Source organism: Luteibacter jiangsuensis, assembly GCF_011742555.1.
Lineage (GTDB): Bacteria > Pseudomonadota > Gammaproteobacteria > Xanthomonadales > Rhodanobacteraceae > Luteibacter > Luteibacter jiangsuensis.
Genome location: NZ_JAAQQR010000009.1, coordinates 115,073 through 134,703 on the forward strand (window position 1 = coordinate 115,073; position 19,631 = coordinate 134,703).

Genomic DNA, 19,631 nt, shown 5'->3' on the forward strand with positions numbered 1-19,631 from the left:
GGCACGAATCGTTCACGGTTGCACTGTTTCCATGAGCCCCGCGAACCGGCAGCCACAGTGCGTGGCGCCATCGCCAGACCCATTCAGTGCGAAAACAAGGAGTCACCCATGAACCACGCCAACCTCCGTAAGGCCCTGTTCGCTGCCGCTCTCGTTGCCGGTCTCGGCACGGTTCCCTTCGCTCAGGTGTACGCGCAGGACTCCTCGGCGGCCATGTCGAAGGGCGACAACCAGACCGTCGCCGGCAAGGCGGACGACGCCTGGATCACCACGAAGGTCAAGTCCGAGTTCGCCACGACGAAAAACGTGAAGGCCACCGACATCTCGGTGGATACCAAGGACGGCATGGTCACCCTGACCGGCACCGTGGCGACCGCCGCCGAGAAGAGCAAGGCCGAGCATGTTGCCAAGAGCGTGAAGGGCGTGAAGAGCGTCGACGCCAGCGGCCTGACTGTCTCGGCTGCGGCCAAGTAAGCCCTTTCGAAGGGCGAATGAAAAGGGAGCCTCGCGGCTCCCTTTTCTTTTTTGTGGGTGGATTACCTCAACGATGCAGCATGCCGCCGAAGGAATCGCGGTCGTTGCCCTTGTCGATCTCCACGCCTTCCAGGCCCTGCGACAGCGTGTGCGCGTCGCCGCCCTGGGCCAGCTTGATGCGAAGGCGCACCTCGTTGGAACTGTCCGCGTGGCGCAGCGCGTCCTCGTACGAGATTTCGCCTGCGTGATAGAGCTCCACCAGGCTCTGGTCGAACGTGCGCATGCCGAGCTGGTTCGAATCGCGCATCAGTTCCTTCAGCTTGTGGATCTCGCCTTGGCGGATGTAGTCCTGCGCAAGCGGCGTGCCGAGCAGGACTTCCACTGCCACGCGACGGGCCTTGCCGTCCGGCGTGGGAATGAGCTGCTGCGCCACGATGCCCTTCAGATTGAGGGAAAGATCCATGAAGAGCTGCTGGCGGCGGTCTTCGGGGAAGAAATGCAGGATGCGGTCGAGCGCCTGGTTGGCGTTGTTCGCATGCAGCGTGCACAGACACAGGTGGCCCGTTTCCGAGAAGTTGATGGCGTGTTCCATCGTCTCGCGCGTACGTACTTCGCCGATCATGATCACGTCCGGCGCCTGGCGCAGGGTGTTCTTCAAGGCATTTTCCCAGCTGTCGGTATCGATGCCGAGTTCGCGCTGGGTGATGATGCAACCTTCGTGCTTGTGCACGTACTCGATCGGGTCTTCGATGGTGATGATGTGGCCCGTGGAGTTCTGGTTGCGGTAGCCGATCATCGACGCCAGCGAGGTCGACTTACCGGTACCCGTGCCGCCGACGAAGATGATGATGCCGCGCTTGGTCATCGCCAGCTGCTTGATGATCGGCGGCAGGCTCAGTTCTTCTGGCGTGGGAATCTTCGATTCGATACGGCGCAGCACCATGCCCACGCAGTTGCGCTGGTAGAAGCACGACACGCGGAACCGCCCGATGCCCGAGGCGCTGATCGCAAACTGGCACTCGTGGGTTTTCTCGAACTCCTCGCGCTGGGCGGGCGTCATCACGTTCAGCACCATGTCGCGCGACTGCTGCGCCGACAACGGGCTCTGCGTGATGGGCACGATGCGCCCCTGCACCTTCATGGAAGGAGCGACACCGGCGGTGATGAACAGGTCGGAGGCCTGCTTGTGCACCATCAGCTTGAGGAAGGAGGTGAAATCGAAGTCGCTCATGGGAGGGTCCGTAAAATTGCGTAAGTTGGCCCCGGCTACGCCGGGGCTATCGTGAAGCGTGAACCGTAAGCAAAGCCCGCCAACCCTTCTCCTTGATCTCAGCTTACTCTTCCCAGCGGCCACCGGCCGCGACTCACAGGCCCGTAAGGGCCGACTCACGCCCCTACCGGAACCCTTCCTTGTTCTTGGCATAGGTGGAGGCTTCCTGCCGGGTGATGAGGCCGCGCTTCACCAGGTCGGCGAGGTTCTGGTCGAGGGTCTGCATGCCGTACTGCTGGCCGGTCTGGATGGCCGAGTACATCTGCGCCACCTTGTCTTCGCGGATCAGGTTACGGATGGCGGGGATACCCACCATGATCTCGTGTGCCGCCGTGCGACCGCCGCCCACCTTCTTGAGCAGCGACTGCGAGATGACGGCACGGAGCGATTCGGAGAGCATCGAACGGACCATGGGCTTCTCGCCAGCCGGGAACACGTCGATGATGCGGTCGATGGTTTTCGCCGCCGACGAGGTGTGCAGGGTGCCGAAAACCAGGTGGCCGGTTTCCGCGGCGGTGAGCGCGAGGCGAATGGTCTCCAGATCGCGAAGCTCGCCGACCAGGATGTAATCGGGATCTTCGCGCAGGGCCGAGCGCAATGCCTCGTTGAAGCCGTGCGTATCGCGATGGACCTCGCGCTGGTTCACCAGGCACTTCTGCGAGGTGTGCACGAATTCGATCGGGTCCTCGACCGTGAGGATGTGCCCGTATTCGTTCTTGTTCACGTGGTCAACCATGGCCGCCAGCGTGGTCGACTTGCCGGAACCCGTGGGGCCCGTCACCAGGATCAGGCCCTGCGGCTGCTCGATCAGTTCGCGGAAGATCTTCGGCGCGCCGAGGTCTTCCAGGGTCAGCACTTCCGAGGGAATGGTACGGAACACGCCGCCGGCGCCGCGGTTGTGGTTGAACGCGTTGACACGGAAGCGGGCCAGGCCGGGAATCTCGAAGGAGAAGTCGACTTCGAGGAATTCCTCGTAATCGCGCCGCTGCTTGTCCGACATGATGTCGTAGATCAGCGAATGGACCTGCTTGTGCTCGAGGGGCGGAATATTGATGCGCCGGACGTCGCCGTCGACGCGGATCATCGGCGGCAGACCCGCGGAGAGGTGCAGGTCGGAGGCCTTGTTCTTCACGGAGAAGGCAAGGAGTTCGGCGATATCCATTGGGGTCCCCTTTCTTGGTGGGCATAGGTAACCATGCCCGGGGGTCGGCTACAAGGGACACACCGGCCGCATCTCCATATATCCTTTCGCGTTGTGAACGAGGTCGCCTACGGAGTCACCCCATGAATCGGATCGCCTTCATCGGCGGAGGCAACATGGCCACCGCGCTGATCGCCGGGCTGATCCGCCACGGCGCGCAGCCGGGCGGCATCGCGGTGGCGGAGCCGCGCGCGGAAGCCCTGCACGAGCTTTCGCGCGAATACGGGGTGGCCACGTACACGGACAACCTGGACGCCGCCGAGGGCGCCTCCATCCTCGTCCTGGCCGTGAAACCGCAGATGCTGGCCGAGGTGTGCCGCGGGCTCCGGCCGGCCGTGCAGAAATACCGCCCCCTGGTGATATCCATCGCCGCGGGCATCCGCGTCCACCAGATCGAGCGCTGGCTCGACACCACCCTGCCCGTGGTGCGTTGCATGCCCAACACGCCCGCCATGTATGGGGCCGGCGCCACCGCCCTCTACGCCAACGGGCGGGTCAGCGCACCGCAGCGGGCAGAGGCCCAGCACGTGCTCGATGCCGCCGGCCTCACCGTCTGGGTGCCGGAAGAAGAGCAACTCGACGTGGTCACGGCGCTGTCGGGCTCCGGTCCCGCCTACTTTTTCCTCATGGTGGAAGCGCTGGAAAACGCCGCGTTTTCGCACGGCCTGTCCCGCGAGACGGCCCGTGCCCTGGCCGTGCAGACGGCCTTCGGTGCCGGCCGCATGCTCGTGGAAAGCGGCGAATCGGCCGCCACACTACGGCAGAGGGTGACCTCGCCGCACGGCACCACGCAAGCGGCGCTGGACAGTTTTCGCGGCGATCATTTCAACGAGATCGTCGCACGCGCCGTCGACGCCGCCCGGCGACGCGGGATCGAACTTTCCGAAGACATGGAATCCAAGACGTGAATTACCTGACCAATGCCGGCGCACTGATCCTCCAGTTCGCTTTCGGAGCCGTCGTCACCCTGTTCGTCCTGCGGCTGCTGGCCGAGGCTTGCCGCGCGGATTTCCACAACCCGATCTGCCAGTTCCTCTACCGGTTCACCAACCCGGTGCTGCGTCCACTGCGCAAGGCCTTGCCCAACATCCGCCGGGTGAACACGGCCGCGCTGCTGATCGTGCTGGCGCTCGAATGCCTGAAGATGCTGCTGTTGGCGGCGCTGGCGGGCGTGGCTCCGTCGCCGCTGGGCATCCTGGTGGCCGGCATCGCCGAAACCCTCGACTTCTTCCTGCTGACCTGGATCGTTCTGGTCTTCGTCTGGTCGCTGATGAGCATGCTTTCCACCGACCGCTACCACCCCGTGGCGCGGCTGGTCTCCAGCCTGGCCGAGCCCCTGGTGCGGCCGCTGCGCGGCAGGCTCACAATCGGCGGACTCGATTTCTCGCCCACAGCGGTGCTGCTCGGCCTTTTCCTTGCGCGCATCCTAATCGTGCAGCCCTTGTCGGACTGGGGCATGAGGCTCCTCCTCGGGGCCTAATGATCTGTGTGGGAGCCGCTTCAGCGGCGATAAGGTGCTCGCGGCAGGCTTGCCCGCTGCCGCGGGATCGCCGCTGAAGCGGCTCCCACAATGGTCTCAGATCACCTTCCGCCCAGTCTCCGCGCATCCGTCACGTTGGGCAGTGCACTCAGCCGCCCCAGCAGTGTGGACAGCTGCTCGTAGTCCTTCACGCGTAGCGTGAAACGCATCTCCACCTCGCCCGTGCGCACATGCACGCGGCTGGACGAGGCCACGATGTGCGGCCCCACGTTGTTGATCGTGGTGGCCACGTCCTTCTGCAGGCCCTTGCGGTCGTAACCGCGCAGTTCCACGTCCACCTCGTAACTCTGCACGTCCACCCTGCCCCAGCCGACCTCGATCACGCGGTCGGGATCGCGCCGGGCCAGGCGGGCCAGCGATGCGCAGTCCGCGCGGTGCACCGACACGCCGCGCCCCCGGGTGATGAAACCGCGCACCGGATCGCCCGGAAGCGGCTGGCAGCAACGCGCCAAGGTCGTGAGCAGGTTGCCCACGCCCTCGATCGACAACGCGCCACGGTCGTGCTGGGCGGCGCGCGACGCCACGGGATTGCCCGATTGCGTGATCTCGGGCTCCGCGGGCTCCTGCAACGCGCGGGCGATCTGCCCGAGCGAGACCTCGCCCAGCGCCACGGTCACGTAGAGTTCGTCCACGTTCTTCAGTCGGAAGTGCGTGGCCAGCTTGGCCAGATCCACGTCATCCAGGGCCAGCCGTCGCAGTTCCTTTTCCAGCGACGCCTTGCCTGCCAGGATGTTCGCCTCGTGCGCCTCGCGCCGGAACCACGCGCGCACCTTTTCCCGAGCCCGCGACGTGTACAGGTATCCGTGGTGGGTGGAGAGCCAGTCGCGGCTGGGCTCCGACATCTTCGCGGTGAGGATCTCCACGCGATCGCCACTACGCGGCTGTGTGGTCAACGGCACGATGCGCCCGTTCACCTTCGCGCCGCGGCAGCGATGTCCCACCTCGGTGTGGATGTGGTACGCGAAATCGAGCACCGTGGCCCCGCGCGGCATGTCGATGACCTCGCCCTTCGGCGACAGCACGTACACGCGGTCTTCCATGAGTTCGGTTTCGAACCCCGCGGCCAGTTCGGCCTCGTCTTCGCCGCGCGGCTCGAGCAGCTTGCGCATCCAGGCGATCTTCGCCTCGAACTCCGCATCGGCGCCGCCGCCCTCCTTGTATCGCCAGTGCGCCGCCACGCCCAGCTCGTTCGCACGGTGCATCTCGTGCGTGCGGATCTGCACTTCGAGGACCTTTCCTTCCGGCCCGATCACTGCCGTGTGCAGCGATCGATAACCGTTGCCCTTGGGCCGCGCCACGTAATCGTCGAATTCGCCCGGCAGGTGCGGCCAGAGGCTGTGCACCAGGCCCAGGGCCGCGTAGCAGTCGGCCACGTTGTCGACCAGGATACGCACGGCGCGGATATCGTAGAGATCGGAGAATTCCAGGCCTTTCTTCTTCATCTTTTTCCAGATGGAGAAGATGTGCTTCGGGCGGCCCGCAAGGTCGGCACGAATGCCGGCACCGTCGAGCGCCGCGCGCAACTCGGCAAGGCTGGTGGCGATGAAGCGCTCGCGGTCGGCACGCCGCTCGTCGAGCAGGCGCGCGATGCGGCGATAGGTGTCCGGCTCCAGGTAACGGAACGCCAGGTCCTCCAATTCCCACTTCAGCTGCCAGATACCGAGGCGGTTGGCCAGCGGAGCGTGTATATCGGACGTGAGTTGGGCCAGTTCGCGCCGCTCGTGATCGGGCAGCGCCATCGCCGTACGCATCGCCGCGAGTTGCCTCGCCAGCAATACGAAAACGACGCGCAGGTCGCGAATGATCGCCAGCAGCAACCTGCGCAGGCCCTCCGCGCCGCTGCCGGGGCCACGCTGCGCGTGCAGGGCCCAGACTTTCTCGGCCTCGCCCTGCCCGTCGATCAGCCGGCGCAGCGACGGTTTCCAGGTCCTGGCGGCCTCTTCGGTCGCGCCGGGCAGGCCGCGCTCGAGCGAAAACCAGAGGGCCGAGGCGCAGGTCTCGTCGTCGCAGCCCAGGAGCCGCAGGAGTTCGATGATCGTCTCGCCCTCGGCGCGCGCCGCCACGGGCAACCGCGCGCATGCCTCGCGCGCGTGCTCGGTCAGCGGCATCGGCTGTGGCTTCGCATCGGCTGCGCGCTCGCTCATCGGCCTTCCTCCGCCTGCGCGGTTTCGAGGGCGCGCGCCAGGCGCTTGGCCGACACCGGCTCGGCCGTCTTCAGTTCCTGGGCGAACAGCGACACGCGCCACTCCTCGAGCAGCCAGCGCAGTTCCTGCCACACCGTGTCGTCGAGCGCGGTGCCGTTCGCGTTGAGCAAGGCGCGCCAGTAAGGCAGCACCTGGAGCATGCGCGACTGGTCGCGTGCGGGGTCCTGTCGCAGGCGTTCCGCACGCAGGCGCATCGCGCGGAGGTATCGCGGATAGTGCGCCAGCCGGTCACGCGGCAATTCGCGCAGGAAGCCCGGCTGCAGCAGCGCCGCGAGCTGTTCGCGCAGGTCGTCGTAGCTGGCCTTCGCGAATCCGATCAGCGGCGGCTCCATCCATGGCTTGAGTTCGGCCTGGGCCTGGATGATCGGCTCGGCAAGCTTCTGCCGCGCCATGGCCGCGCCGAACAGTTCACGCGCAAGGTCGGTGCGCAGGGCCTCGAAGTCGGCCTGGGTGCGCGCATCCAGCCGGCGATCGAGCAGGAGATCGGCAAAGCCAGCTTCCACGAGGTCGACGCGAAGTCCGTCGATGCTCCCCAGCGGCGCGTACTTCAGCGAGAGCGCGTTCCCGATCGGCAACTGGCGCCGCGCGCGCTTGAATTCCGGCGCGAGCGCTTGCCGAAGCAGGCGCTCGACGCCTCCCACATGTGCTTCTGCGGCCTCGTCGGCGCGCTCGAAGACACGCAGGGCCACGGCCTCGCCGAGGTCCACCAGTGCCGGGTACGCGGTAAGGCCGCCCTCCGACCGCACCTCGCGAGGAATGGATTCGAAATCCCATGCCACGATGCCTTCGCGGGTGAGTTCGACGTCGGTCTTGCGCGAGAACGCTTCTCGCGCCTTGCCTTCCCACTGCGCGCGGATCGAGGTCAGATCGCGCCCCTCGGCCACCGTGCGGCCATTTTCGTCATGCACCCGGTAGCGCATGAGCAGGTGCGCGGGCAGTTCCGCATCGGCGAAAGCCGCAGCGTCCACCTCGACGCCCGTGGCGCGCTTCAGGAACGCAGCCAGCGCGGCCGCGAGGGGCTGGTCGCGCGGTGCCTCCGCTTCCACGAAAGCCCGCGCGAAGTCGGGCGCCGGTACGAAGTTGCGGCGCAATGCCTTCGGCAACGCGCGGATGAGTTCGGCCACCTTGTCCGCCAGCAGGCCACCGACGAGCCATTCGCCTCGGGCGGCGGGCAGCGCATTGAGGAAAGCCAGCGGCACGTGGATCGTGACGCCGTCGGCGGGATCGCCGGGCACGAAACGGTATTCGAGGCGGTACTGGTGCTGCCCGATGTCGAGCGAGGCGGGAAAGGCCTTCGGGTCGAGGCCGGCCCCGGTGTCCATCACATCCGCCAATGTCCAGCGCAGCGCCGCCTGCTCCGCGGGTGCCGCCTTGCGGTACCACGCATCCAGGGCCCGGGTATCGGCGACGCTCTCGGGAAGTTTTCCAGCGAAGAACGCGGCGAGGTCGTCGTCGGACCGGAGCAGGCCCGCCCGGCGCTGCTTGGCCTCGATATCGTGCGCCTGTTCGAGTACACGCGCATTGGCGCGCACGAAATCGGCGCGGCTGTCGAGGTCGGCTCGCACCAGGGCCTCGCGCACGAAGATGGCGTGGGCGAGCTTCGGATCCTGACGCTGGAACGTGACAGGGCGGCGCTCCACCAGCACCAGACCGAACAGGGTGACCTGTTCGTAGGCCACCACGGTGCCGCGCTTGCGCGACCAGTGCGCGTCGCGCGCCGTGGCGCGCACGAGATGACTGGCCTGGCTTTCGATCCACGCGGGCTCGACCCGGGCGCACATCATGGCCCAGATGCGGCCACCGATATCGAGGATCTGGGCCGCGAAGAGCCACGCCGGCGGAGCCTTCGCCAGCGCCGAGCCCGGGAAGACCTGGAAGCGTCGCTCGCGGGTGCCCCGGTATATGCCCTTCTCGTCCTTGTGCCCCACCTGGGTCGGCAATCCGGCCAGCAGGCTGCGGTGGATGGCCTCGAACAGCGCATCGTTGGCGTCACGCGCAGGGCGCGCGCCTGCGGGCGCCGCTTCGGCGCGGGAGGATGCTTCCCAGCCGATGTCCCTCGTCACGAGCACGAGCTGCCGATGCAGTTCGCGCCATTCGCGCATGCGCATGAAGCTCAGGAAATGCCGCGAGCACCAGTCGCGCAGCTTCGAGGAGGTGAGCTCTTCCGCCGCCGAGAGATAGGCGCGCCACAGGTTCAGCACGCCGACGAAGTCGGACTTCGGGTCGGCGAACTGGGCATGCGCCGCATCGGCCTGCCCGCGGGCATCCGGCGGTCGCTCGCGGGGGTCCTGGATGCTGAGAAACGCGACGATGGTGACGAGTTCGCCGAGGCTGCCGATCCGCCGCGCCTCGACCAGCATGCGTGCCAGCTGCACGTCGATGGGCAGCCGCGCGACGGTGCGGCCGATATCCGTGAGACGGCGGCCGTCGTCGATGGCGCCGATTTCGGCCAGGCGCCGGTATCCGTCGGCGACCACGCGCGGGTCGGGTGCCTCGAGGAACGGAAAGTCCTCGACCTCGCCCAGGTCGAGCGCCAGCATGCGCAGGATCACGTTGGCGAGCGACGAGCGCAGCAGTTCGGGATCGGTGTATTCCGGCCGCAGCGCGAAATCGGACTCCTCGTAGAGCCGGTAGCAGATGCCCGGCCCCACGCGGCCGCAGCGGCCCTTGCGCTGGTTGGCAGCGGCCTGGGAAATCGGTTCGATGTGCAGGCGTTCGAGCTGGCCGCGCTGGCTGTAGCGCTTCACGCGCGCCGTACCGGAATCGACCACGTAGCGGATGCGCGGCACCGTGAGGGAGGTTTCGGCCACATTGGTGGCGAGCACGATGCGTCGTTTCGGTCCCGGCCGGAAGACGCGATCCTGTTCGGCCGCCGACAGGCGCGCGTAGAGGGCGAGCACTTCCGTTTCGCGGTACTGCCGCCGCGAAAGCAGCAGGTGCGCATCACGAATCTCGCGTTCGCCGGGCAGGAAAACCAGCACGTCGCCGCGCGGGTCTTCTCGGGTGATCTCGTCCATGGTGTCCGCCACCTGCTGGGCGACGTTGCCTTCGACGCGCTCGCCGGGCGGCCGGTAGCGAACCTCGACCGGATACGTGCGGCCTTCGACCGCGACCACGGGCGCTCCGCCGAAATGCGCGGCGAATCGCTCGGTGTCGATGGTGGCCGACGTGACCACGATCTTCAGCTCCGGCCGGCGCGCCGCGAGGCGCTTCAGGTAACCCAGGAGGAAATCGATGTTGAGGCTGCGTTCGTGCGCCTCGTCGATGATGATGGTGTCGTAGGACGAAAGCCAGGGATCGGACTGGGTCTCAGCCAGCAGGATGCCGTCGGTCATGAATTTCACCAGGGCCTGGTCGGACACCTTCTCGGTGAAACGCACCTGGAAACCCACCTTCTCGCCGAGGGGCGTGCCAAGCTCCTCGGCCACGCGGGTGGCCACCGAACGCGCCGCAAGGCGGCGCGGCTGGGTGCAACCGATCATGCCCGCCTCGCCGCGTCCTGCCGCCAGACAGAGCTTGGGCAGCTGCGTGGTCTTGCCGGAACCCGTTTCGCCGGCGATCACCACGACCTGGTGCTCACGGATCAGCTTCACGATGTCGTCGGCCCGCGCCGCGATGGGCAACGAGGCATCGACGGCGACGACCGGCTTGGCGGCGACGCGCGCGGCGCGCCGGGCGGCCGACGCCGCGATATCCGCGGCCAGGGTCGCCAGCCGGGCGGCATCCGGCTTGCGCGACAGCGTGCGCCAGCGGCCGAGGAGGCGCCCGAAATCGCGGCTGGCAACCCGCGTCAGCGCGTCGCGCAATTCACGGAGGCGCGGGTCTGGAGCGGCGGGTCGCGAGGGGCTTGTGGAGGTACTCATGGGAACCCCAATAATAGCGTGTGCCTATCGAGGGCATCAGAAGGTTCCATTTCACGCCCTTCGTACGCCTCGTTAGAATTTCATTCCTAGACAGAAGACAGGAGACACCCCATGGCCATCGACATCGGTATCGCCAAGAAAGACAGGGAAGCCGTCGCCAAGCAGCTTGCCCGCCTTCTCGCGGACACCTACTCCCTGTACCTGAAGACGCACAACTTCCACTGGAACGTCACCGGCCCGCAGTTCAACAGCCTGCACGCGATGTTCGAGACCCAGTACAACGCCCTGTGGCTCGCCGCCGACGAAGTGGCCGAGCGCATCCGTATTCTGGATATCTTCGCGCCGGGCTCCTACAGCCAGTTCGCCAAGCTCACCTCGATCAAGGAAGAAGCGGGCGTGCCGGAATGGAAGGAGATGGTCGCCCAGCTGGTGGAAGGCCACGAGATCGCCGCCGCCACGTCGCGCGACACGATCAAGGCCGCCGAGGCCGTGGGCGACGAGGGCACCGCGGACATGGTCACGGGCCGCCTGAAGGATCACGAGAAGACGGCCTGGATGCTGCGTTCGCTGCTGAAATAAGCCCTCCGTAGGAGCGCGCCCTGCGCGCGACCGCTTTTCGCCGGGCCTGCGATCTGGCGCGCCAGCTTGAATATGGCCGCGAAAAGCGGTCGCGCGCAGGGCGCGCTCCTACAACCCCTGCTGACCGGGGAGCCTCCGGTCCGTTGAGCAGTTTCTCCCCGTTCGTTAAGCTCCCCGGGTTACCTCATCGATACCACTCGGGGGCCGATCGGTCCGGGGACTGTTTTGAGCGCTGCCGCCACGACCGAACGAAGCCATCCGATCCTCGCCGCGTTGATCCTCGCGATCCTCGTGGCAGCGCTGAATTTCGGGCTCTGGCTCGTCGCCAACCTGCCCAATGGCCCCGACGACTGGCACGGGCCCGTGCCCGGCTTCGCGTTCACGGCCTACCAGCGCTACCAGAACCCGATCAAGGGCGACGTTTCCACGGATTCCGAGATCGATGGCGATCTGCGCCTGATCAAGCGCTATTCGCCGCGCATCCGCACCTACTCGATCCTGGAGAACCCCCAGGTCATTCGCCTCGCCGACAAGGAAGGCCTGGATGTGATGGCCGGCGCCCTGATCGACGCCCGGCTCGAGAACAACGAGCGAGAGATCGCCGGGCTGATCGCGCAGGCCCACCGCTACCCGAAGACCATCAGCCGCGTGATCGTGGGTAACGAGGTTCTCTTCCGCGGAGACCTGAAGCCCGAACAGATGATGGCCTACCTGGACCGCGTGCGCGCCGCCGTGCACCAGCCGGTGTCCATCGCCGAGCCGTTCCACATCTGGATGCAGAACCCGGAGCTGGCCGAGCACGTCGATTTCATCACGGTCCACCTGTTCCCCTACTGGAACGGCATCGAGGCGCGCGCCGGCGTCAACGACTCCGTCCAGAGCTACAAGGCCCTGCAGGCGCGGTTCCCCGGCATGCACGTGGCCATCGGCGAGATCGGCTGGCCCTCGAACGGCGACCGCTACAAGTACGCCTACCCCAGCGTCTCGAACGAGGCGATCTTCCTGCGCACCTTCTTCAACCAGGCCAAGGCCAACGGCATCGACGACTATTACGTCCTCGAGGCCATCGACCAGCCCTGGAAGGAAAACCTGGGCGAGGGCCGCACCGGCGCCTACTGGGGCATGTTCAACGCCGACCGCCAGCTGAAGTTCCCCTTCACCGGCCCGGTGACGGAAGACGTGGGCTGGCCCTGGAAGGCGTTCGCCGCCTCGCTGCTGGCCTTCTTCCCCATGCTGTGGTTCGGCATCCGCTTCAGTCGCTTCAAGCTGACGGGCCGTCTGTTCTTCATGGCGCTCATCCAGCTCGCCTGCGGCCTGATCGTCTGGTCGGCCACCCTGCCCTTCAATTTCTACCTCGGCCCCTTCGACTGGGCGATGCTGATCCTGCTGTTCCCGGCGCAGATCGCCATTCTCGGCATCCTCCTGATCAATGGATTCGAGTTCACCGAGGTGCTCTGGCGGCGCAGCTGGGTGCGATACGCGGGCATGTTGCCGCCGGACCCGGTGGAGAAACAGCCGTTCGTGTCCATCCACCTGGCGTGCCACAACGAGCCGCCGGAGATGGTGCAGATCACCCTGGATTCGCTCGCAGCCCTCGATTACGAGAATTTCGAGGTCCTGGTGCTGGACAACAACACCAAGGACCCGGCGGTGTGGAAGCCGGTGGAGGAATACTGCAAGCAGCTGGGTCCGAAGTTCCGCTTCTTCCACCTGGAACCCTGGCCGGGCTACAAGGCCGGTGCGCTGAACTTCGGCCTCACGGCCACGGACGAACGCGCCGAGGTGGTGGCGGTCATCGACGCCGACTACGTGGTGCGCGAAGACTGGCTCTCCGCGCTCACGGGCTACTTCCACGACGCGAAGGTGGCCGTGGTGCAGTGCCCGCAGGCGCACCGCGACTTCGAGAAGAACCGCTTCCGCCGCATGACGGCCTGGGAGTACGACGGCTTCTTCCGCATCGGCATGCACCATCGCAACGAACGGAACGCGATCATCCAGCACGGCACCATGACCATGGTGCGGCGGTCGGCGCTGGAAGGCACCGGCGGCTGGTCGGAATGGACCATCTGCGAGGATGCCGAGCTCGGGCTGCGCCTGATGCATGCGGGCTACGAACTGGTTTACGTCGACGAACTCATGGGCAAGGGACTCACCCCGGCCGACTTCAAGGCGTACAAGAGCCAGCGTTACCGCTGGGCGTTCGGCGCCATGCAGATCCTCAAGGGTCGCTGGAGCTGGATGACGCGCAAGGGCCCGCTTTCGGCAGGCCAGCGCTTCCACTTCCTCACGGGCTGGTTCAGCTGGTTCGCCGACGCCTTGCACTTCATCTTCACGATGATGGGCCTGCTTTGGACCGCCGGCATGATCTATGCGCCGGAATATTTCAACCTCCCCATGCAGCTGTTCCTGATTCCCGTCATCGGCTTCTTCTTCGCGAAGGCGATCTTCGGCGTGGTGCTGTACCGGGCGCGCGTCCCATGCGGCTGGTACGACACCATCATGGCGTCGGTGGCCAGCATGGGGCTCTCGCACGCCATCGCGCGAGGCATCCTGCATGGCCTGACCCGGGAAAAGACAGCGTTCGTGGTGACGGCCAAGAGCCGTCGCATGGGCGGCAGCAGTTTCGCCGCCTTCGCGCCCGTGCGTGAGGAAGGTCTCATGGCCATCGCGCTGCTCTGCGCGATCGTGGGCATGGCGCTGCACTACGGCACGAGCTACGTCGAGAGTGAACTATGGATGTTCATCCTCGCGGCGCAGTCGATTCCGTACGTCTCTGCCTTGATCGGCGCCTGGATCGCGCACCGTTCCGGAGACGAGGCGGGCTAATCGCGCGCCGTCCGTTCACATTCGTGTATCGACCTTGCACGCCTCGCGCGGTAAGTTACGCCAAGACCTGACGTAAGAGGCTGAGCGCGCCGCCTCTCGCGCGGCCGTACCCCGGCCTTGAATCACGAACGGAACGGGACGCTCATGCGCCTAAACAGACGCCATGGACTGCTGCTTCTGCCGTGGTTCCTCCTTCCCACGGCCGCCCATGCGGGTGTCGTGCTCCGCGTCGATGGCGTGGACGAAAATCTCCGCGGCGCGGTGGTTGCCGGTGTCGAACTGAGCCAGTACAGCCAACGCGCCGTCACCGCCGCGCAGGTTCGCCGCCTCTACGAAAATGCCCCCGATGAAGTGCAGGCCGCACTGCGGCCCTACGGTTACTACGAGGCCACCGCCACGGGCGATCTGAAACAGGTGGGCACCGATTGGGAGGTGACCCTGCATGTGGTGCCCGGCATGCCGGTGAAGGTGACGTCGGTCCAGGCCGAGGTTACCGACAGTGCCGCAAAGGTACCTTCGGTGCGCCGCACGTTGCGCGGCGTGGAAAACCTGAAGGACAAGCCGATGAACGACGGTGCATACGAGGGCGCGCGCGACGCGGTCAGCGGTGCACTCACCGCCACCGGCTTCCTGGACGCGCGGCTGGTAACGCATGTGGTGGAGGTCAACCGCGCGGAGCACAGTGCGGTCGTCAGGCTGAAATGGGAGGCGGGTCCGCGCTATCGCTACGGGCATGTGCGCTTCAAGAACTCCCAGTTCCGCGACGGTTTTCTCGACCGTTACGTGCCTTTCAAGAGCGGGGACTATTTCTCGCAAGGCCAGCTGCTGGAACTGCAGCAGGCGTTGAACGGCGCCGACTACTTCGCCGTGGTCAACGTCATCCCCGACACCGACAACGCGAAGGAAGGCACGATCGACATCGATGTGGAACTGGCGCCGGCAAAACGCACGATCTACACCGGTGGGCCCTTCTTCGGCACCGACACGGGTCCAGGCCTGCGCGGCGGCATCGAGAAACGCTGGGTCAACGACCGCGGCCACAAGTGGAAGAACGAGCTGGTGGTGGCGCAGCGACTGAAGACCCTGTCCACCCTGTACCAGATTCCCATGCCGGGGCCCAACCAGCGCAGCTTCAACTTCGGCGCGAACTTCCGCGACGCCAACACGGTCACGTCCAAGTCGCGCACGCTGCAACTCGTGGCCAACGAGACGCGGCTGTGGCATGGCTGGCAACGCACCATCGGCATCAATGCGCTGTCCGGCACCTTCACCGTGGGCAAGCGCGGCGGCGAAGGCGACAACGCCGAAGGGCTCGAGCGCGGACGCAGCACACTGCTCTATCCGGAAATCACGCTTGCGCGGAAGAGCGGCGACAACCCCACTTTCGTGCGCCGTGGCTGGTCGCTCACGCTCACCGGCCGCACGACGGCGGGGCCGCTCCTCTCCGATGCGAGCTTCTCGCAGCTCATCGGCGACGTGAAATGGATCCGCTCGTTCTGGGGCAGCAACCGGCTGATCCTGCGTGGCAGCGCGGGCAAGATCTGGACAAGCGACTTCAGCGCGCTGCCACCGCAGCTGCGCTTCTTCGCCGGCGGCGACCGCTCCGTGCGCGGTTACGACTTCGAGAGCATCGGACCACGCAATGTGTACGGCCGGGTGATCGGCGGCGAAGGCCTGCTGGTCGGCAGCACCGAGGTGGAGCACTACTTCACCCGCAACTGGGGCATGGCGGCCTTCGTGGATGCCGGTAACGCGTTCACCGGCACCGATTACAGCCCTCGCGTGGGCGCCGGCCTGGGCGTACGCTGGCTATCGCCGGTGGGGATGATTCGCGTCGACGTGGCGGTGCCCGTCGGCGACAAGAACGAGCACGGCGTCCACCTGCACGTCGTCATCGGGCCAGACCTATGAGCAGTAACGGCATGAAATGGACGATTCGCGTCGGCGCGGCCGTCGGCATGCTTGTACTCGTGCTCGCGATGTTCCTGGCGTGGCTCCTGGGCACGGCGTCGGGGCTGCGCTTTGCCCTGGCTCGCGCACAGGGCTTTACGGATAACGCGCTCACCGTGGCACATGCGGAAGGCAAGCTGGCGGGGCCGCTCGATCTCAAGGGCGTCCGCTACAGGGACGGCAAGGGCATGGATGTGCGCATCGCCGCCGCGCATGTCGACTTCTCGTTCGCCTCGCTCCTGCGCAAGCGCGCGCACGTGTACAACCTCTCCGCCGACGGCATCGACGTGGCCCTCGGCCCTCCCGAGCCGGAAACGCAACCGTCGGAACCGTTCACGCTCGAACCGCCGCTCGATATCGTGCTCGACGCGGTGAAGATCGGCCACGTTCGCGTCGTGCAGGACGGCAAGCCCTTGTTCGAGTCGAACTCGCTCGACCTTTCCGGGTCGTGGACCAGCGACGGCATCGTGGTGAAATCGCTGGCGCTTCGCGCGCCGGACGGACAGGCAGATCTCGGCGGCACGCTTGCCGTCGGCAAGGGCTACCGCGGCGACGGCAAGGCCACCTTCCGCTGGAAAGTCGGCGACGTGGACTACGCAGGCAACATCGAAGCGCACAGCGACGGTGCGAAGGCACATACCGTCGTCAGGCTCACCCTGCCCTTCCTGGCCCAGGTGGACGCGAACCTGGTGCAGAGCGGCGACTACGCCTGGAACGCGAAGATCGACGCGCCCCGCTTCGATCCCACGCCCCTGCTCGGCGAAGGCGCGCTCGACTCCCTCGGCCTCGCGTTGCAGGGAAGCGGCGATCGCTACGGTGCCAGGCTGTCCGGCGACGTCGATCTCAACGATTATCGTGTGCGTCTGTCGCCCGTCGATGCCGTCTTCGACCACGAATACAAGCGCCTCACGCTGCGCGAACTCACGGTCGGCTCGCCCCAGGTAAAGGGATCGCTCACCGCGAAGGGCACGGTGGATATCGCGGCGCAACCTGTGTCGGCCGACCTCGCGCTCGCGTGGAAGGACGTGCTCGTTCCCGAGAATATCGCCGGGCAGGATCTCGCGAGCACCGGAAAACTCGCCTTCAAGGGCAGCGCGGAGGCCTACCACGCCGAAGGCGATGTCGACATCGGTCCTCCCGGGCAGACCGGCAAATTCGCCCTCGACGTCGACGGCAAGCCCGATCTCATTACCCTGCACAACGTGCAGCTGAAGCAGCCGAAGGGCAACCTTACCGCGCAAGGTGTCCTCAACCTGCAACCCGCGCTGGCGTGGACGCTGAACGTGAAGGGCGACCAGTTCGATCCCGGGCAATTGCTTGCCGACTGGAACGGCGCGCTGAACATCGACCTGACCACCGAGGGGCGCATGGAGCACGACGAGCCGCTCGGCACGCTCGACCTGCGCAAGCTCGACGGCAGCCTGCGCAAGCGCCCCGTGCGCGGCAGCGGCAAGCTCACCCTGAAACCGCACGAGGTGATCAACGGCCAGCTCGACCTCGCCTCCGGGGGAAGCACCATCCGCCTCGACGCGCGCGGCGACACGGCGAACGACGCCACGCTGAAGCTCGCCATCGCGTCGCTGGGCGATTGGCTGCCCGACGCGGGCGGCCGCGTGACCGGCGACATCACGGCGAAAGGCAACCTGCCGAAACTGGCGGTGAAAGCCAACCTGCGGGGCAGCGCCATCGTCTACGCCGACCAGAAGATCGACGCGCTCACGGTCGACGCGGACATTCCCGACATCAGCGCACCCGGCGGCAAGCTCGATGTGGCGGGCAACCGGGTGGTCAGTGGCGGCCTCGTGTTCGATCGCGTCGTCGTCGCCGCGAACGGCGACGAGCAGCGGCACCAGTTGAGCGTGGACGCAAAAGGGCGGCCGCTGTCCGCCGACCTGCGCCTGTCCGGTTCGATGAAGAACGGCGCGTGGAACGGCACCCTGTCGGCACTCGACATCGATTACCAGGGCATCCCGCCCTGGCGCCTGCAGAATCCTTCCCAACTCGCCTGGAACGACGGCGCCGCGAGCGTCGGCGAGCTATGCCTGACCGCAGGCGACCCCATCCTCTGCGTGGCGGCAAAACAGGACAAGGCCGGCAACCTCGACGCGAGCTATCGCCTGCGGCGTGTCCCCCTCGCACTGCTGATGACCGTCGCCGAAGCCTCCAACAGCCCCATGCGCGCGGAAGGCATCCTCGAGGGCGACGGCAGCATGCGACGCACGGCGGCAGGCGCCCTGTCGGGACAGGCCAACATCACCTCCGCGCACGGCTCCGTGGCCTACGCCGACCGCATGGATCGTCCGCTGGTTGTGTACGACAACCTGTCCGCCAACGCGCAACTCTCGCCGGCGAACCAGCGGGTGACGCTTCGTGCGTCGCTCAACGACGGCGGCACGCTCGACGGCAACGTGTCCGTCAGCGGGGCGCAGCAGGCGCTGGGCGGCAACGTGTCGCTCCACCTGAAGAACCTGTCGGTCATCGAATTGTTCACGGCGGAACTGGCCGAAGTGAAGGGCGCTCTCGACGCCAACTTCAATCTCGGCGGCACGGTCGCGGCCCCGGCCGTCACCGGGCAGGCCGTGGTTGCGGGCTTCGCGGCCGAAGTGCCCAGCGCCGGCCTGAAGCTGAAAGATGGCCGCATCAGCATCGACACCGCGGACGCGAAGAACTACCTCGTCGACGGCACCGTCCGTTCCGGTGAGGGCACATTGTCGATCAAGGGCAACGCCGCTCTCGGCAAGGGCGCCCAGATGCGCCTGGGCATCGAAGGTTCGAAGTTCACCGCGGTTGACATCCCCGCGGCAAAAGCCGTGATTTCGCCGAACCTCACCATCGTGCAGGACGCCAAGGGCATGACCGTCGGCGGAAAGCTCAACGTCGACATGGCCGATATCAACGTGGAGAAGCTGCCCGGCGCGGGCGCCACCCGAGCCTCGCCCGACGTGGTCGTCGTCGACGACAAACAGCGCGAGGCCGCCGAGGAATCCGCACCGATCAGCGCCGACATCCGTGTTGACCTGGGCAACAAGGTGCACCTTGTGGGGTTCGGCATCGACGGCCGGATCACTGGCCAGCTCGACATACGCGAGCGCCCCGGCCGTGCCACCACGGGCCAGGGACAGATTGGTGTCGACGGTACGTACAAGGCCTACGGACAGGACCTGCGCATCGAGCAGGGCCAGTTGCTGTTCGCCAGCACACCCATCGACAACCCTGGCATCAACATCCGCGCCGCGCGTACGCTCAATCCGAATGCCACCATCGACGAAGGCCAGAAGGTGGGCCTCTACGTCTCGGGCACGGCGCGCCGCCCGATCCTCACGGTGTTCTCCAATCCGGTGATGGAACAGTCCGACGCCCTCTCCTACCTCGTCACCGGCAAACCCCTGTCACAAGTAAAAGGTGGCGAAGGCAACATGGTCGGCGCCGCCGCTCAGGCACTCGGCTCCGCCGCCGGCGACCTCCTGGCGAAGAGCGTGGGCTCGAAGATCGGCGTGGACGATATCGGCGTCAGCAACAACGACGCCCTCGGCGGCACCTCGGCCTTCACGGTCGGCAAATACCTTTCCCCACGCCTTTATCTCAGCTATGGCGTGGGCCTCTTCGATCCCGGCCAGGTCATCACCCTCCGCTACCTCCTCAGCCGCCGCTGGAACTTCGAGGCGCAGAACGCCACCGACTTCAGTCGAGCTAGCTTGAATTATCGGCTGGAGAGGTAATCGAA

11 protein-coding genes are annotated in these 19,631 nt (G+C 66.3%); 7 read left to right on the forward strand and 4 right to left on the reverse strand.

What is annotated here, in order from left to right:
- Positions 1-108 precede the first annotated feature (108 nt).
- Positions 109-474, forward strand: a complete 366-nt coding sequence (locus tag HBF26_RS16725; RefSeq protein ID WP_167129027.1) for a BON domain-containing protein — start codon at positions 109-111, stop codon at positions 472-474.
- A gap of 67 nt (positions 475-541) precedes the next feature.
- Here the strand turns inward: HBF26_RS16725 and HBF26_RS16730 are convergent, their stop codons facing one another.
- Together HBF26_RS16730 and HBF26_RS16735 are read right to left on the reverse strand one after the other, a co-directional pair.
- On the reverse strand, positions 542-1,705 hold the full coding sequence (locus HBF26_RS16730) for a PilT/PilU family type 4a pilus ATPase (RefSeq protein ID WP_167129029.1): 1,164 nt from the start codon (positions 1,703-1,705) through the stop codon (positions 542-544).
- Between the two features lie 163 nt (positions 1,706-1,868).
- Positions 1,869-2,906 (reverse strand): type IV pilus twitching motility protein PilT, encoded by a 1,038-nt coding sequence (locus HBF26_RS16735; protein WP_167129031.1) that lies wholly within the window; start codon positions 2,904-2,906, stop codon positions 1,869-1,871.
- A gap of 122 nt (positions 2,907-3,028) precedes the next feature.
- Here HBF26_RS16735 and proC point away from each other — a divergent pair, with 122 nt between their 5' ends.
- Together proC and HBF26_RS16745 are read left to right on the forward strand one after the other, a co-directional pair.
- Entirely contained in the window at positions 3,029-3,853 is an 825-nt protein-coding gene (gene proC, locus HBF26_RS16740) for a pyrroline-5-carboxylate reductase (RefSeq protein ID WP_167129033.1), read from the forward strand.
- Positions 3,850-4,425, forward strand: a complete 576-nt coding sequence (locus HBF26_RS16745) for a YggT family protein (protein ID WP_167129035.1) — start codon at positions 3,850-3,852, stop codon at positions 4,423-4,425. The genes proC and HBF26_RS16745 overlap by 4 nt, the downstream gene beginning before the upstream one ends.
- Before the next feature lie 101 nt (positions 4,426-4,526).
- On the opposite strand, the gene HBF26_RS16750 is transcribed toward HBF26_RS16745, so the two are convergent.
- Both HBF26_RS16750 and hrpA read right to left on the reverse strand, forming a co-directional pair.
- Complete coding sequence (locus HBF26_RS16750; RefSeq protein ID WP_167129037.1) at positions 4,527-6,629, reverse strand: bifunctional (p)ppGpp synthetase/guanosine-3',5'-bis(diphosphate) 3'-pyrophosphohydrolase; 2,103 nt, start codon at positions 6,627-6,629, stop codon at positions 4,527-4,529.
- Positions 6,626-10,552: an ATP-dependent RNA helicase HrpA gene (hrpA, locus tag HBF26_RS16755; RefSeq protein ID WP_167129039.1), complete on the reverse strand. Its 3,927-nt coding sequence runs from the start codon at positions 10,550-10,552 to the stop codon at positions 6,626-6,628. Before hrpA ends, HBF26_RS16750 begins: the two co-directional genes overlap by 4 nt.
- Before the next feature lie 111 nt (positions 10,553-10,663).
- On the opposite strand from hrpA, the gene HBF26_RS16760 reads away from it, so the two are divergent.
- The 4 genes from HBF26_RS16760 to HBF26_RS16775 all read left to right on the forward strand — a co-directional run bounded on the left by HBF26_RS16760 (position 10,664) and on the right by HBF26_RS16775 (position 19,626).
- Complete coding sequence (locus HBF26_RS16760) at positions 10,664-11,131, forward strand: Dps family protein (protein ID WP_167129041.1); 468 nt, start codon at positions 10,664-10,666, stop codon at positions 11,129-11,131.
- Between the two features lie 225 nt (positions 11,132-11,356).
- A complete protein-coding gene (locus HBF26_RS16765; RefSeq protein ID WP_167129043.1) occupies positions 11,357-13,957 on the forward strand; it encodes a glycosyltransferase in 2,601 nt (866 codons plus the stop codon).
- A 144-nt stretch (positions 13,958-14,101) separates the two neighbouring features.
- Positions 14,102-15,868 (forward strand): autotransporter assembly complex protein TamA, encoded by a 1,767-nt coding sequence (locus HBF26_RS16770; RefSeq protein WP_167129045.1) that lies wholly within the window; start codon positions 14,102-14,104, stop codon positions 15,866-15,868.
- Between the two features lie 11 nt (positions 15,869-15,879).
- Positions 15,880-19,626 carry a translocation/assembly module TamB domain-containing protein gene (locus tag HBF26_RS16775; RefSeq protein WP_167129046.1) on the forward strand — a complete coding sequence of 1,249 codons (3,747 nt, stop codon included), beginning with the start codon at positions 15,880-15,882 and terminating at the stop codon, positions 19,624-19,626.
- The last annotated feature ends 5 nt before the right edge of the window (positions 19,627-19,631 follow it).

Excerpts from the sequence above, each read along its gene's own strand:
- HBF26_RS16725 (WP_167129027.1), top strand. The coding sequence starts at position 109 with ATGAACCACGCCAACCTCCGTAAGGCCCTGTTCGCTGCCGCTCTCGTT.
- HBF26_RS16730 (WP_167129029.1), bottom strand. The coding sequence starts at position 1,705 with ATGAGCGACTTCGATTTCACCTCCTTCCTCAAGCTGATGGTGCACAAG.
- HBF26_RS16735 (WP_167129031.1), bottom strand. The coding sequence starts at position 2,906 with ATGGATATCGCCGAACTCCTTGCCTTCTCCGTGAAGAACAAGGCCTCC.
- proC (WP_167129033.1), top strand. The coding sequence starts at position 3,029 with ATGAATCGGATCGCCTTCATCGGCGGAGGCAACATGGCCACCGCGCTG.
- HBF26_RS16750 (WP_167129037.1), bottom strand. The coding sequence starts at position 6,629 with ATGAGCGAGCGCGCAGCCGATGCGAAGCCACAGCCGATGCCGCTGACC.
- hrpA (WP_167129039.1), bottom strand. The coding sequence starts at position 10,552 with ATGAGTACCTCCACAAGCCCCTCGCGACCCGCCGCTCCAGACCCGCGC.
- HBF26_RS16760 (WP_167129041.1), top strand. The coding sequence starts at position 10,664 with ATGGCCATCGACATCGGTATCGCCAAGAAAGACAGGGAAGCCGTCGCC.
- HBF26_RS16770 (WP_167129045.1), top strand. The coding sequence starts at position 14,102 with ATGCGCCTAAACAGACGCCATGGACTGCTGCTTCTGCCGTGGTTCCTC.
- HBF26_RS16775 (WP_167129046.1), top strand. The coding sequence starts at position 15,880 with ATGAAATGGACGATTCGCGTCGGCGCGGCCGTCGGCATGCTTGTACTC.